General features: G+C 72.2%; 15 protein-coding genes. 11 read left to right on the forward strand and 4 right to left on the reverse strand.

Annotated features, from left to right (window positions below; all coding sequences use genetic code 11):
• Nucleotides 1-8: 8 nt before the first annotated feature.
• Nucleotides 9-488, forward strand: coding sequence for a GNAT family N-acetyltransferase (locus tag AB0K37_RS08305; protein WP_363976707.1), 480 nt, complete (start codon nt 9-11; stop codon nt 486-488).
• 65 nt (nt 489-553) lie between these two features.
• Here AB0K37_RS08305 and sodN read toward each other — a convergent pair whose 3' ends face one another.
• Complete coding sequence (sodN, locus tag AB0K37_RS08310; protein WP_345183267.1) at nt 554-955, reverse strand: superoxide dismutase, Ni; 402 nt, start codon at nt 953-955, stop codon at nt 554-556.
• Nucleotides 956-1138: 183 nt separating this feature from the next.
• Between sodN and sodX the strand changes: the two genes are divergently transcribed.
• From sodX to AB0K37_RS08340, 6 genes are all read left to right on the forward strand, one after another.
• The gene (sodX, locus tag AB0K37_RS08315; RefSeq protein WP_363976710.1) at nt 1139-1525 is read left to right on the forward strand and encodes a nickel-type superoxide dismutase maturation protease; all 387 of its coding nucleotides are present in this window, start codon (nt 1139-1141) and stop codon (nt 1523-1525) included.
• A 189-nt stretch (nt 1526-1714) separates the two neighbouring features.
• Nucleotides 1715-2533, forward strand: a complete 819-nt coding sequence (locus AB0K37_RS08320; RefSeq protein ID WP_363976712.1) for an ABC transporter ATP-binding protein — start codon at nt 1715-1717, stop codon at nt 2531-2533.
• Complete coding sequence (locus AB0K37_RS08325; protein WP_363976715.1) at nt 2530-3549, forward strand: ABC transporter permease subunit; 1020 nt, start codon at nt 2530-2532, stop codon at nt 3547-3549. The genes AB0K37_RS08320 and AB0K37_RS08325 overlap by 4 nt, the downstream gene beginning before the upstream one ends.
• Before the next feature lie 92 nt (nt 3550-3641).
• Nucleotides 3642-4115 (forward strand): hypothetical protein, encoded by a 474-nt coding sequence (locus tag AB0K37_RS08330; RefSeq protein ID WP_363976718.1) that lies wholly within the window; start codon nt 3642-3644, stop codon nt 4113-4115.
• A 64-nt stretch (nt 4116-4179) separates the two neighbouring features.
• Nucleotides 4180-5334, forward strand: coding sequence for a histidine kinase (locus tag AB0K37_RS08335; protein WP_363976720.1), 1155 nt, complete (start codon nt 4180-4182; stop codon nt 5332-5334).
• A complete protein-coding gene (locus AB0K37_RS08340) occupies nt 5331-5987 on the forward strand; it encodes a response regulator transcription factor (protein ID WP_363976722.1) in 657 nt (218 codons plus the stop codon). Before AB0K37_RS08335 ends, AB0K37_RS08340 begins: the two co-directional genes overlap by 4 nt.
• Before the next feature lie 69 nt (nt 5988-6056).
• Here the strand turns inward: AB0K37_RS08340 and AB0K37_RS08345 are convergent, their stop codons facing one another.
• Nucleotides 6057-7247, reverse strand: a complete 1191-nt coding sequence (locus AB0K37_RS08345) for an NADP-dependent malic enzyme (protein ID WP_363976725.1) — start codon at nt 7245-7247, stop codon at nt 6057-6059.
• A gap of 357 nt (nt 7248-7604) precedes the next feature.
• On the opposite strand from AB0K37_RS08345, the gene AB0K37_RS08350 reads away from it, so the two are divergent.
• From AB0K37_RS08350 to AB0K37_RS08365, 4 genes are all read left to right on the forward strand, one after another.
• Nucleotides 7605-8516 carry an ABC transporter substrate-binding protein gene (locus AB0K37_RS08350; RefSeq protein ID WP_363976728.1) on the forward strand — a complete coding sequence of 304 codons (912 nt, stop codon included), beginning with the start codon at nt 7605-7607 and terminating at the stop codon, nt 8514-8516.
• Nucleotides 8517-8520: 4 nt separating this feature from the next.
• A complete protein-coding gene (locus AB0K37_RS08355) occupies nt 8521-9432 on the forward strand; it encodes an amino acid ABC transporter permease (RefSeq protein ID WP_363976730.1) in 912 nt (303 codons plus the stop codon).
• Between the two features lie 65 nt (nt 9433-9497).
• Nucleotides 9498-10250 carry an amino acid ABC transporter ATP-binding protein gene (locus AB0K37_RS08360; protein WP_363976741.1) on the forward strand — a complete coding sequence of 251 codons (753 nt, stop codon included), beginning with the start codon at nt 9498-9500 and terminating at the stop codon, nt 10248-10250.
• 76 nt (nt 10251-10326) lie between these two features.
• Nucleotides 10327-11295, forward strand: coding sequence for a zinc-binding dehydrogenase (locus AB0K37_RS08365; RefSeq protein ID WP_363976732.1), 969 nt, complete (start codon nt 10327-10329; stop codon nt 11293-11295).
• Between the two features lie 33 nt (nt 11296-11328).
• Here AB0K37_RS08365 and AB0K37_RS08370 read toward each other — a convergent pair whose 3' ends face one another.
• Both AB0K37_RS08370 and AB0K37_RS08375 read right to left on the reverse strand, forming a co-directional pair.
• Nucleotides 11329-12051 (reverse strand): PadR family transcriptional regulator, encoded by a 723-nt coding sequence (locus tag AB0K37_RS08370; protein ID WP_363976735.1) that lies wholly within the window; start codon nt 12049-12051, stop codon nt 11329-11331.
• Nucleotides 12052-12055: 4 nt separating this feature from the next.
• Nucleotides 12056-12877 (reverse strand): DUF4097 family beta strand repeat-containing protein, encoded by an 822-nt coding sequence (locus AB0K37_RS08375; protein WP_363976738.1) that lies wholly within the window; start codon nt 12875-12877, stop codon nt 12056-12058.
• Between the last annotated feature and the right edge of the window lie 301 nt (nt 12878-13178).

Here is a 13178-nt window from a genome sequence, read left to right on the forward strand (position 1 = left end):
TTCCACGTGTGATTCGTTACGCGACGACCGGCGACGTCCCGGAGATCCTGCGGCTGGTCCACGAACTGGCCGAGTACGAGCGCGCCCGCCACGAGGTGAAGGCGACCGAGGACCAGCTGCGGGACCGGCTGTTCGGCGACGACCCCAAGGTCTTCGCCCACGTCGCCGAGCACGACGGACGGGTCGTCGGGTTCGCCGTGTGGTTCCTGTCGTTCTCCACATGGAACGGCACGCACGGCATCTACCTGGAGGACCTGTACGTCGAGCCGGAGTACCGCGGCCACGGCTACGGCAAGGCCCTGCTCACCGAGCTGGCCCGCGTCGCCGACGACCGCGGCTACGGGCGCGTCGAATGGTCGGTCCTGGACTGGAACGAGCCGGCGATCGGGTTCTACAAGGCCCTCGGCGCCCGCCCGCAGGACGAGTGGACGGTCTACCGCCTCACCGGCGACGCCCTCACTCGGGCCGCCCGTCCCTCGCCCGCTTGATCGCCCCATGACAAGCCGCGAGGGCCGTCCTGGAGCGGACGGCCCTCGCGGTGAGCTGGACGCGCTCAGCCCTGCTTGGTCTCCCAGAAGATCTTGTCGATCTCAGCGATCTTCGCGAGCAGGTCCTCGGCGGCCTTGGTGTCCATGCTGCCCTTGGTGCCGGCGGCGCCCGCGAGCTTGGTGGCCTCGTTGAACAGCTGGTGCAGCTGCGGGTACTTCTCGAAGTGCGGCGGCTTGAAGTAGTCGGTCCACAGCACCCACAGGTGCTCCTTGACCAGCTGCGAGCGCTGCTCCTTGATCAGGATCGCCCGGGCGCGGAACTCCGGGTCCTCGTTGGCGGCGTACTTCTCACAGATCGCCTTCACGGACTCGGCCTCGATCCGGGCCTGCGCCGGGTCGTAGACGCCGCACGGCAGATCGCAGTGCGCAGACACCGTGGTCTTCGGGCGCAGAAGCTTGAGCAACACCTGCGATTCCCTTCCCTCGTTGCGGATCATGCTCAGGTCACCGACATTACCCTTGTGCACCGGGGCCCGTCCGGGCAGGGCACTCGGTAATTCGGCCTAAGACCCGGGCCGTCGGGCCCGGAACCTCTCCAGCACTGTTTGTGACCGCCGCCCGCGGAAGTATGCGGGCCGACGAGGAGGACCATGCGGATCCGGACCCCGCTGCTGTGCGGCCTGGCGGGGGCGGCGGCGGTCGCGCTCGCCGCGCGGAGGCTGCGGACCGTCGAGGTCACCGGAGACTCGATGCTGCCCGGGCTGCGGCCGGGGGACTGGCTCGTCGTCCGCGAGGGCGCCCGTCCCGCGCCCGGCGCCGTGGTCGTCGCCGAGCACCCGGAGCGCAGCGGACTGCTCATCGTGAAGCGCGTCTCGCACCGGTCGGCGGACGGATGGTGGCTGGAGAGCGACAACCAGCGTGCCCTCGGCGGAAGGGACAGCTGGGATTTCGGCCCCGTCGCCGACGACCTCGTCGTGGGGCGTGTCGTGGGCCGCTACTGGCCGCGCCCGCGCCCGGTCCCGCGGCGGACGCGGTGACCTGAGCCGCGTCCCGCGGAGCGCCGGCGTCGAACCGGCCGAAAGTACGACGACCGCCGGCGGGAACCGTCCTTTGCGCCGGTGCCCCGAGGCGGCGCCGTCGCCGACGATTCCGTCATGCCACTTGAAGATCCGGTCCCGATGCTGCATGCCGAGGGACTGACGAAGAGATACGGACGCAGGGAGGCGTTGAGCGACGTCGATCTGCACGTCCCGGCCGGGCGCGTCGTGGGCCTGGTGGGCCCGAACGGGGCCGGCAAGTCGACGCTGCTGAACCTGGCCTGCGGGCTGCTGGAGCCGACGTCGGGCTCCCTGCGCGTTCTCGGGTCCCGGCCGGCGGCGAGCGCCGCGCACCTGGCCAGAGTCGGGTTCGTGGCGCAGAACACTCCGGTGTATCCGTCGTTCAGCGTGGCCGACCACCTGCGCATGGGGGCGCGCCTGAACCCGTCCTGGGACCAAGGGCTGGCCGAACGGCGCATAGGGCAGGTCGGGCTGAACCCGAAGCAGAAGGCGGGACGGCTGTCGGGCGGTCAACGCGCGCAGCTGGCGCTGACCGTCGCCGCCGCCAAGCGGCCCGAACTGCTGATCTTCGACGAGCCGGCCGCCGCGCTGGACCCCCTGGCGCGCCAGGGGTTCCTGGCGAACCTGATGGAGTTCGTCGCGGAGCTCGGCGCCGGCGCCGTGCTGTCCTCGCACCTGCTCGGCGACATCGAGCAGGTCTGCGACTACCTCATCGTGCTGTGCGACGCGCGGGTCCAGGTGGCCGGCGACGTCCGGGACCTGCTGGCCGGCCACCACCGGCTGGCCGCGCCCGGCGGCGACCCCGGCCCGCTGCCCGCGGGCGTCGAGGTCGTCCGGGCGGAGCCCGGCGGCGCGGTCGTGCGGACCGGCCTCCCGCCGTCGGAGCTTCCGTTCCGGGCCGGGCCCGTCACGCTCGAAGAGCTGGTGCTCGCGTACATGTCGCGGGCGAGCGCGCCCGCCGCCCAGGTCCGGGAGGGATCGCGATGATCTGGTTGAACTGGCGGCAGTTCCGCCTCCAGGCGGTCGCCGGGGCGGCCGGGCTCGTCCTGATCGCCGCCTACCTGCTGTACCTGGGCATGGACATCCGGGACGCGCACGACGCCTACCGGTCCCGGTGCACCGACGCCGCCGCCTGCGCCCAGGCCGTCGCGCAGTTCCAGGGCGCCTACATGAACCCGCTGCTGTTCCTCGCCGCCGGACTCCAGCTGCTCGCCGTCGTCATCGGCGTGTTCTGGGGGGCGCCGCTGATCGCCCGGGAACTGGAACTCGGCACCCACCGGCTGGTGTGGAACCAGAGCGTGACGCGGCGCCGCTGGCTGATCGGCAGGATGGCGTTCGTCGGCCTGGCCGCGATGATCCTGGCGGGCCTGGCCGCCCTGCTGCTCACCTGGGCGGCCTCCCCGTACGACGAGGTCGCCGCCGACCGGTTCGGGACGATCGAGTTCGGTGCCCGCAACATCGCCCCGATCGGCTACGCCCTGCTCTCCTTCGTCCTCGGCACCACCGTCGGCCTGTTCGTCCGCCGGACGCTTCCGGCCATGGCCATCACGGGCGTCGTCTTCCTCGTCGTCCAGTTCGCGGTGCCGAACCTGGTGCGTCCGCACCTCATGCCGCCGGAGAAGACGTCCCTGCCGATGACGGCGCAGACCATCAACCAGGCCAGAAGCCTGGGCAGCATCACCGGCGCCCCCGTCATCGGCGGGCTGCAGGTGCCCGGCGCGCCGGACGCGTGGATCAGCGACACCAGCCCGCTGCGCACCGCGGACGGGCGGACGATCGGGGGGAAGCAGTTCAACGCGTGTCTCGACACCCCGGCGAAGACCGGTGCCGGCGGCACGTTCGGCGACACCGCGGTGTGCCTGGCCGGACTCGACCTGCACGTCGACGTCGAATACCAGCCCAGCGGCCGTTACTGGGGCTTCCAGCTGGCCGAAACCGGGCTGTACCTCTTGGCCTGCGCGCTCCTCACCGCCGTCTCTCTGCGGCGCGTCCGGCGCGCGTGAAGCGACGATTCCCCGAAAGCGAAACCAGGTCTCTCATGTCGCTTGGAAACAGTCATCGAAATGGTGCCGGAGGATCTCCGGCGAAACCGGACGTGCTGGTCAACGCGGGGCTGGGCGTGGTCTTCGCCCTGGGCATCGCCTTCACGGCGTTCATGCTCATCCGCAGCTGGGGCGGCGCCTACTGGCTCTACACCACCGCCGTCGCGGTGGTGATGTGCGGGCTGGCGCTGCTCCGGCGGCGGCGCGCCTGGCCCGCCGCCGCGGGCGTCGCCGTGGCGGCCGGTGCGGTGGGGGTCTCCATGGCCGCCGAACTGCCGCAGGAACCGTCGCCGGTGGCGGCCCTGGCCCTCGCCGTGCTCATCGGCTCCTCCCTCAGAGCGCTGCCGGTGCCGTCGGCCGCCGCCGTCGCCGCGGGCGGCGCCGCGGTGATCGCGCTCTCATGGGTCTCGGGTCCCACGTCCTCCACGGCCTCGACGGCCCTGGCCACGGTGCTGGTGGCCGGTGCTCTCGTGGCCGGGCCGCTGCTCCGCGCGTTCGCCCCGCCCGGTGGCGATGGGAAGCGATGAGGGCGCGGCGGGCACGGATCCGTCCGGGTGCGCCGCCGGACGGCGCGTCGATAATCTGGCCCGCATGACCGATCCGGGCGGGTGGGGCCGGGGCGTCTCCGTGGCCGGGCTGGGCGTCGTGTTCCTCGCGGCGATCACCGCGCAGGCCGTCGCCATCGCGCAGAGCTGGGGTTCCTGGTACTGGGTCCCGGGCGGCGTCTCCGCGGCGGCGGTGTGCGTCCCGGCGCTGCTGGGGCTGCGCCGGCCGCTCTGGCCGGCGGCCGCGGGGTTCGCCCTCGCGGGGGCCGCCATCGCCGGCGTCCGCGCGGCCGGTCGCGACCTTCCCGCCGAGCCCAGCCCGGCGATGACCCTGGGGCTGGCGGTGCTGACCGGCTCCGCGCTCCGGATCCTCCCGCCGGCGCCGGCCGCCGCCGTCACGGCCGCCGGACCGGCGGTGATCATCGCCGGTCAGCTCGCCGCCGGCCCGCCGCCCGCGGGCCTCGCGGCGGTGACGGCGCTGGACGGCCTGGTCTGGCTGGCCGCCGTCGGCGTCGGGCTGGCGCTGCGGCTCCTGGACGCGCGGGCGCGCGGGGTGGCCGAGCAGGTCCGCCGGGCCGAGCGGCTGGAGCTGGCCCGGGAGCTGCACGACGTCGTGGCCCACCACATCACGGGCATGGTGGTCCAGGCGCAGGGCGCCCAGGTGGTCGCGCGGAGGAACCCGGAGCAGGTGAGCGGGTACCTCGGCGAGATGGAGGCCGCGGGCACCGAGGCCCTGGCCGCGATGCGGCGGGTCGTCGGGCTGCTGCGCGACGCCGACGACGCGGCGCCGGCGTCCCCCGGGCCGGAGCGCCTCGGCGCGCTGGTGGAGCGGTTCCGCCTGCAGGGCCCGGAGGTGCGGCTGAGCATGCCGGACGGGAACGCGGACGCCGCGTGGCCGCCGGAGGTGACCACCACCGTGTACCGCGTCGCCCGGGAGGCGCTGACGAACGTGCTGCGGCACGCGCCCGGGGCCCGGTCCGTCACGGTCACCGTCGCGCAGGGCCCCGAGGGCGTCACCGTCGAGGTCGCCGACGACGCCCCGGCGGCCCCGGCCCGGCACCCCCATCGCGGCGGTTACGGACTGATCGGCATGCGCGAGCGCGTCGAGTCGCTGGGCGGGTCGCTGCGCGCCGGACCGCGGCCGGGCGGCGGCTGGTCCGTCCGGGCGGCGCTGCCCGTCCCCGCGGGGCGGTCCCGATGACCATCTCGGTCCTCCTCGCCGACGACCAGGCGATGGTCCGCCGCGGGCTGCGGCTCATCCTCGAGGACCAGCCCGACATCACCGTCGTCGGGGAGGCGGTCGACGGGGCCGAGGCGGTCGACCTGGCCCGGCGTCTCCGGCCGGACGTGTGCCTGGTGGACATCCGGATGCCCCGGCTCGACGGCATCGCGGTGACCCGCGCGCTGGCCGGCCCGCAGGTGCCCGACCCGATGCGGGTCGTCGTGGTCACCACGTTCGACCTGGACGAGTACGTGTACGGGGCGCTGCGCGGCGGTGCGTGCGGCTTCGTCCTCAAGGACGCGGGGCCCGCGCTGCTCGTCGAGGCGGTCCGCGCCGCCCGCAACGGCGAGGCGCTGGTCTCGCCCGCCGTCACGGTCCGGCTGCTGCGGCACCTCGCGGCCGCCTCGGCGCCGCCGCGCGCCGAGCGGCCCCCGCCCCTGTCGGACCGCGAGCTCGAAGTCGTCCGGGCCCTCGCGCGCGGCCTCACCAACCAGGAGATCGCCGCCGAGCTGTTCATCTCGCTCAGCACCGTCAAGAGCCACCTGTCGGGCATCCAGACCAAGCTGGGGGTGCGGAACCGCGTCGGAATCGTCACCTGGGCGTGGGAGAACAACCACGTGGAACCGTCCTGACGCGGCCGGCCACCGCTCTGACCGGCCGGCGGCCCGTGTTCCGGAGCGGAACACGGGCCGCCGGGAGGATCAGATGCGGGCGACGCCCTCCTCGCGGGCCTTGGCGGCCACCGCGGCAGTGACGGCCGGGGCGACGCGGTCGTCGAACGGGCCGGGGATGACGTAGTCGGCGGTCAGGTCGTCGCCGACGATGCCGGCGAGGGCGTTCGCCGCCGCCAGCTTCATCCCCTCGGTGATGGTGTGGGCCCGGACGTCCAGCGCGCCGCGGAAGATGCCGGGGAACGCGAGCACGTTGTTGATCTGGTTCGGGTAGTCGCTGCGGCCGGTCGCGACGACCTTGGCGTGCCGGCGGGCGACCTCGGGGTGCACCTCGGGGGTCGGGTTGGAGAGGGCGAAGACGATCGCGCTGTCCGACATCGTGGCGACGCACGACTCGTGGACGGTGCTGCCGGACAGGCCGATGAACACGTCGGCGCCGCGCAGCGCCTCCTCCGTGGAGCCCTTCAGGTGCGAGCGGTTGGTGATCGCGGCGATGCGCTCCTTGACGGGGTTCAGGCCGTCGCGCCCCTCGTGGATGATGCCCTTGCTGTCGGACAGGGCGATGTCGCCGATGCCCGCCTCGATCAGGATCTGCGAGACCGCGATGCCGGACGCGCCCGCGCCCGCCACGACCGCGCGCAGCTCCGACAGCGGTTTGCCGACGAAGCGCGCCGCGTTGGTGAGGGCGGCGAGCGCCACGATCGCGGTGCCGTGCTGGTCGTCGTGGAAGACGGGGATGTCGAGGGCGGCGCGCAGCCGGTCCTCGATCTCGAAGCAGCGGGGGGCGCTGATGTCCTCCAGGTTGATGCCGCCGAAGCTCGGCGCCATCCGGATCACGGTGTCGACGATCTCGTCGACGTCCGTGCAGCTCAGCGCGATCGGCACGGAGTCGACGTTCGCGAACTCCTTGAACAGCAGCGACTTGCCCTCCATGACCGGCATGGACGCCGCCGGGCCGATGTCGCCGAGCCCGAGCACCGCGGTGCCGTCGGTCACGACGGCGACGACCTTGGAGGTCCAGGTGTAGTCGTAGGCCAGCTCGGGGTTGTCGGCGATCGCGGTGCACACGCGGGCGACGCCCGGCGTGTAGGCCAGCGAGAGGTCGTCCTTGTTGCGGACGGGGATGGTCGAGCGCATCTCCAGCTTGCCGCCGCGGTGCAGCGGGAAGGCCGGATCGTCGTCCAGTGAGGGCGGTTCAGTGGGAATGGGCTCAGCAGCCACAGCGACCCCTGTCTGTGAAAGTTGGCTTTCTTGAGATGCCGCCGCGTGGTGGTGTGGTGTGGCCGGTCACCCGGTGGATCTCGCGACGCACGGGGGTCACCCGTTGTCTGATTGTGCCACAGGGGGTCGGGCCCGCCCGGGGGCCGGGGTGGGTGGTGACCGTCACGTGACCGTGCCCACACGGTGGTGGGTCGGTCGCGTTGCGTAGGGCATACCCCTGAACACTGGCGGATCCGGGTTCGCCTCGTTGCGTGATTGTTTCGCACCCTTTATCCAGATCAGGGACGTTGTACGCCAAACTATGCACCTGACCTTCGGATCTACGCGGATCCGACGAAACCACCAGGAGGGGGACCAGTGAGCACCGGTTCTCTGCGCCGCCGCGCCCTCGCGGCGAGCGCGCTCGTACTGACGGGCGCGCTCGCGCTGTCCGCATGCGGCGACAGCAACGACTCTGGCGACTCGGGCTCCGCGGCCTCGAACACGAGCGTGGACAGCAAGCTCGCGGCCATGGTCCCGGCCGCGATCAAGAGCGACGGGAAGATCTCGATCGGCACGGACGCCTCGTACCCGCCCAACGAGTCCGTCGACCCGGCCTCGCAGAAGATCGTCGGATGGGACGTCGACCTCTTCAACGCCGTCGCGGCCAAGCTCGGCCTGAAGACCCAGTACAGCAACGCGGGCTTCGACACGATCATCCCCGGCGTCCAGTCCGGCAAGTACGAGGCCGGCATCTCCTCCTTCACCGACACGAAGGAGCGCGAGCAGGCCGTCGACTTCGTCACCTACTACTCGGCCGGGACGTCCTGGGCCGTGCTGAAGGGCAACCCGAAGGGCGTCAACCCCGACGACGCCTGCGGCAAGTCCGTCGGCGTCCAGCAGGGCACCGTGCAGGTCGACGACCTCGCGGCGCGCAGCAAGAAGTGCACCGACGCGGGCAAGCCGGCCATCAAGAGCGTCGTCCGCAAGCAGCAGACCGAGGTCAACAACGACCTCGTCGCGGGGAAGGTCGACGGCATGGCCGCCGACTCGCCCATCGTCGGCGACGCGGTGAAGAAGACCGGCGGCAAGCTGGAGATCATCGGCCAGACCTACGACACCGCGCCCTACGGCTACGCGGTCGGCAAGAACTCCGGCCAGCTCAAGGAGGCCATCCAGGGCGCGCTCAAGGCCCTGATCGCCGACGGCACCTACAAGAAGATCCTCACCGACGCCGGCGTGGAGAGCGGCGCGATCACCGAACCGAAGATCAACGGGGCGCAGAGCTGATCGCATGACGGTCGACAACGACGCCGGCAAGGGGCGGCCTGAGGCGATCAAGGCCGTCCCCGTCCGGCATCCGGGGCGCTGGCTCGGGGCGGCGGTCGTCCTCGTGCTGGTCGCCATGTTCATCCACTTCCTCCTGACCAGCAAGGCGCTCGACTGGTCGGAGCAGTGGAAGTACCTGTTCTCGGATCCGGTGCTCAAGGGCGTCCGGAACACGGTCTGGCTCACCCTGGCGGCCATGGTCGGCGGTGTCGTGCTCGGCATCGTGCTGGCGCTGATGCGGCTGTCGGCCAACCCTCTGCTGAGCGGTGCCGCCTGGGTGTACCTGTGGTTCTTCCGCGGCACGCCGCTCTACACGCAGCTGCTCATCTGGGGCGCGATCGGCACGCTGTTCCCGACGGTCGGGATCGGGATCCCCTTCGGCCCCGAGTTCGAGACGTGGAAGACGCAGGAACTGGTCAACGCCGCGCTGGCGGCGGCGCTGGGGCTCATCCTCAACGAGGCCGCCTACATGGCCGAGATCGTCCGGGCCGGCATCCTGTCGGTGGACGAGGGCCAGCAGGAGGCCGCGAGCGCGCTCGGCATGTCCCGGATGCAGACGATGCGGCGCATCGTGCTGCCGCAGTCGATGCGCGTCATCGTCCCGCCGACGGGCAACGAGGCGATCTCGATGCTGAAGAACACCTCGCTCGTCGCGGCCATCCCGTACTCGGAGCTGACCTTCACGGCGCAGACCATCTACGCCACCACCTACAAGATCATTCCGATGCTGGTGATGGCCTGCCTGTGGTACCTCCTGATCTCCTCGGTCATGATGATCGGGCAGTTCTACCTGGAGCGGTACTACAGCCGGGGCACCAGCAAGGGGGCGGAGGCCAGGCAGCGGCTCCGCTTCCGCGGCGGAGGAGGCGGCCAGTGAGCGGAGGCGAGGACATCGTGGGCGACGCCCCGGCCGGCGTCCCGGAGCCCGCGAGCGGCGGGCTGATGGTCAAGGCCGAGGCGGTGCACAAGTCGTTCGGGCGCCTTGAAGTGCTGAAGGGCATCGACCTGGAGGTCAGGCCCGGCGAGGTGATGTGCGTGGTCGGCCCGTCCGGCTTGGGCAAGTCGACCTTCCTGCGCTGCATCAACCACCTGGAGAAGATCAACGCGGGGCGGCTGTGGGTGAACGGCCACCTCGTCGGCTACCGGGAGTCGGGCGGCAAGCTCTACGAGCTGCGCGACCGGGAGGTCGCCGCCCAGCGCCGCGAGATCGGCATGGTGTTCCAGCGGTTCAACCTGTTCCCGCACATGACGGCGCTGGAGAACGTCATGGAGGCGCCGGTACGGGTGAAGCGGCAGCCGAAGGCGCAGGCCAGGGAGCGGGCCGTCGCCCTGCTCACCCGGGTCGGGCTCGGCGACAAGGTGGGCAGCTACCCGGCGCAGCTGTCCGGCGGGCAGCAGCAGCGCGTCGCGATCGCGCGGGCCCTCGCCATGGAGCCCGCGCTGATGCTGTTCGACGAGCCCACCTCCGCGCTGGACCCCGAGCTCGTCGGCGAGGTCCTGGAGGTCATGAAGCAGCTCGCCCTCGACGGCATGACCATGGTCGTGGTGACCCACGAGATGGGCTTCGCCCGCGAGGTCGGCGACTCGCTGGTCTTCATGGACGGCGGCGTCGTGGTCGAGGAGGGCACCCCCCGGGAGGTCCTCGGCAACCCGAAGCACCCCCGGACGCAGGACTTCCTGTCCAAGGTGCTGTGACGCCCGGCGCGCGGCCCGTCCCCGACACGCCGGGGGCGGGCCGTTTCGCTCGCCGGCCGGCGGTTAGTGTGCGTTCATGTTCGCTGTCACGGCCACACAGATCGACGCAGACCATCCGCTGAACGGGCTCACGCTGGGGGAGCGGCCCGATCCCGAGGTACCGGACGGCTGGACGACCGTCACGGTGAAGGCCGCCGCGCTCAACCACCACGACCTGTGGTCGCTGAAGGGCGTCGGCCTGACCGCCGACCGGCTCCCCATGATCCTCGGCGGCGACGCGGCCGGGGTCGACGAGGACGGCAACGAGGTCATCGTCCACTCGGTAATCGGCGACCCGGACCGGGGCGGGGGCGACGAGACCCTCGACCCCAAGCGGTCGCTGCTGTCGGAGGTCCACCCCGGGACGCTCGCGGAGAAGGTGGCGGTGCCGCGCCGCAACCTCGTCCCCAAGCCGGCCGAGCTGTCGTTCGAGGAGGCGGCCTGCCTCCCGACCGCGTGGCTCACAGCGTACCGGATGCTGTTCGGCAAGGCCGGGCTCCAGCCCGGCGGGTCCGTGCTGGTGCAGGGCGCGGGCGGGGGCGTCGCGACCGCGGCGATCGCGCTGGCGGCCGCCGCCGGCTACCGCGTCTACGCGACCAGCCGCAGCGAGGCCAAGCGCAAGCGCGCCGAGGAGATCGGGGCGGACGCCGCCTTCGAGACGGGCGCGCGGCTGCCCGAGCGGGTCGACGCCGTGATCGAGACCGTCGGCCAGGCGACCTGGTCGCACTCGCTGAAGTCGCTGCGCCCCGGCGGGCGCGTCGTGGTGTCGGGCGCGACCAGCGGCCAGGTGCCGCCCGCCGAGCTGAACCGCGTGTTCTTCCTCCAGCTCCAGATCGTCGGCTCCACGATGGGGACCCGCGACCAGCTGGAGCGGCTCGCGCGGTTCCTGGTCAAGACCGGGGTTCGGCCGCAGATCGACCGGATCCTGCCGCTCGGCAGGGCGGAGGAGGGCTTCGCCGCGATGGCGGAGGGCGACCTCTTCGGAAAGATCGTCTTCACGCCGTGACGCCGTGGGGGAGACCGTGGCCGGAGCCCCCGGTCACGGCTCCCGGTCGAAGATCTCGCTGCGCAGCCGCTCGCGCGCCTCGTCGAGGACGGCCTGCGCCGCGGCGAGGTCGTCGTCGTCCAACCGGGCGTTCTTCGCGGACCTGCGGACGTCCTCGACGAACCGGCGCAGCAGGCGCTCCAGCTTGAGGCGGGCGACGTCCTCGCGGGTGCCGGTCGCCGTCTTCCAGGCGTCGTCCCAGTTCTGCCGCCACTCCTCCTTCCACGCCTGCGTCTGCTCCCGCCAGTGCTCCTTCTGCCGACGCCACTCGTCCTTCTGGCGCTCGGTGGTCTCCTTCCACGCGTCCTTCGACGTGGCCTTGCCCTGGTCGCGCATCGTCCGGGCGGCCTGCGTCAGCTCCTCCCGCAGCGTCCGGACGGTCTGGCGGACGTCCTCCTGCACGCCGCGCGCGAACTCCTGCGCGGAGGCGGCGATCTCGTCCTCCAGTTCGGCCAGCTCGTCCATCCGGCGCTCCAGCTCCTCGCGTCCCTTGTCGGTCAGCGAGTACACCTTCTTGCCCTTGACCACCTCATGGGTGACCAGGCCCTCGGCCTCCAGCCGGGCCAGCCGCGGGTAGATGGTGCCGGGGGAGGGCGAGTACACCCCGAGGAACCGGTCCTGCAGGAGCCGGATCACCTCGTAGCCGTGCCGCGGGCTCTCCTCCAGCAGCTTGAGCAGGTACAGCCGCAGGCGACCGTGGCCGAAGACGGGGCTCACGTCGTCACTTCTCCATTCGGGGTGTGGTGATCTCCGGGGCGTCGTCGTCGCGGCCGAGGAGGGCGATCGTGCCGGACACCGTGTTGACCGCGACCCGCCCCGAGCCGTCCCCCATCTTCCCGCTGACGGAGCGCGAGACGGCGCGTTCCTGCCGGTCGAACGGGAAGGACGTCTCGATCCGCCCCGCCGCCGAGTTCAACGTCACCTGCGCGCTCGTGGACGCCGGGACGCGCAGCGCCACCTCGCCCGAGACCGTGTTCACCTCGACGCCGCCGCTCCCGGACAGGTCGACGTCGGCGGCGATGCGGCCGCTGACCGTCCGGGCCGCGAGCCGCTCGACGGACGCGCCGGCCAGCGTCAGGTCACCGGACACGGAGGTGAACGACACCGTCCCGTCCAGGCCCTGCGCCTCGACCGCGCCGGAGACCGTGTTGGCGTCGACCGCGCCCGCCACCCCGTCGAGCGTCACCTCGCCCGAGGCGCTCTTGATCGACGTGCGGGCCGTCGTGCCGGTCACCACCGCGTCGGCCGACACCAGGTTGAGGCTGACCGGGCAGTCGTGCGGGACGGTCACGGTGACCTCCGCGCGGACCCTCTGGTTGCGCAGCCAGCCGAGCACGCCCTCCCAGATCTTCTCGTGGGTGACGGTCAGCATCCCCGCCTCGTGCGTGACCACCAGCGGCGGCCCCTCGACGCCGCCGACCATGATGGAGGGGCGCTCGTCGGAGGCGAGCACCGACACGCTGCCCGCGATCAGCGTGACCCTCAGCGCGACCACGCCGTCGAAGTCGAGGGTGGTCGGTTCGTCGATCGTCCAGCGCGACATCACGATGTGCCCTTCGTCCGAGAGGCCTGCCGTCAGTTAACACGATATGTCGCGTCTCTGAGAAGTCAAGACATATCGCGTTCACCGCCCCCGGAGACGGCCCCCAGATCCCCCGAAGGGGCTCGACCGGCGCCCTCTGGGGGCGCGACCCCCAGACCCCCGGAGGGAGACTGACCGGCGCCCTCCGCTCCGCTGGCGCTCCGCTACGGTCGCCGGCAGTGCACCCTCTGGGGGCGGACCCCCAGACCCCCCGGAGGGAGACTGACCGGCGCCCTCCGCTCCGCTGGCGCTCCGCTCCGGT

This window comes from Actinomadura sp. NPDC049753 (assembly GCF_040674655.1).
Taxonomy (GTDB): domain Bacteria; phylum Actinomycetota; class Actinomycetes; order Streptosporangiales; family Streptosporangiaceae; genus Spirillospora; species Spirillospora verrucosospora.

Coding starts and splice junctions, on each gene's coding strand:
- AB0K37_RS08375 (WP_363976738.1), bottom strand. CDS start 12,877: ATGTCGCGCTGGACGATCGACGAACCGACCACCCTCGACTTCGACGGC.
- AB0K37_RS08335 (WP_363976720.1), top strand. CDS start 4,180: ATGACCGATCCGGGCGGGTGGGGCCGGGGCGTCTCCGTGGCCGGGCTG.
- AB0K37_RS08360 (WP_363976741.1), top strand. CDS start 9,498: ATGGTCAAGGCCGAGGCGGTGCACAAGTCGTTCGGGCGCCTTGAAGTG.
- AB0K37_RS08365 (WP_363976732.1), top strand. CDS start 10,327: ATGTTCGCTGTCACGGCCACACAGATCGACGCAGACCATCCGCTGAAC.
- AB0K37_RS08340 (WP_363976722.1), top strand. CDS start 5,331: ATGACCATCTCGGTCCTCCTCGCCGACGACCAGGCGATGGTCCGCCGC.
- AB0K37_RS08325 (WP_363976715.1), top strand. CDS start 2,530: ATGATCTGGTTGAACTGGCGGCAGTTCCGCCTCCAGGCGGTCGCCGGG.
- AB0K37_RS08355 (WP_363976730.1), top strand. CDS start 8,521: ATGACGGTCGACAACGACGCCGGCAAGGGGCGGCCTGAGGCGATCAAG.
- sodX (WP_363976710.1), top strand. CDS start 1,139: ATGCGGATCCGGACCCCGCTGCTGTGCGGCCTGGCGGGGGCGGCGGCG.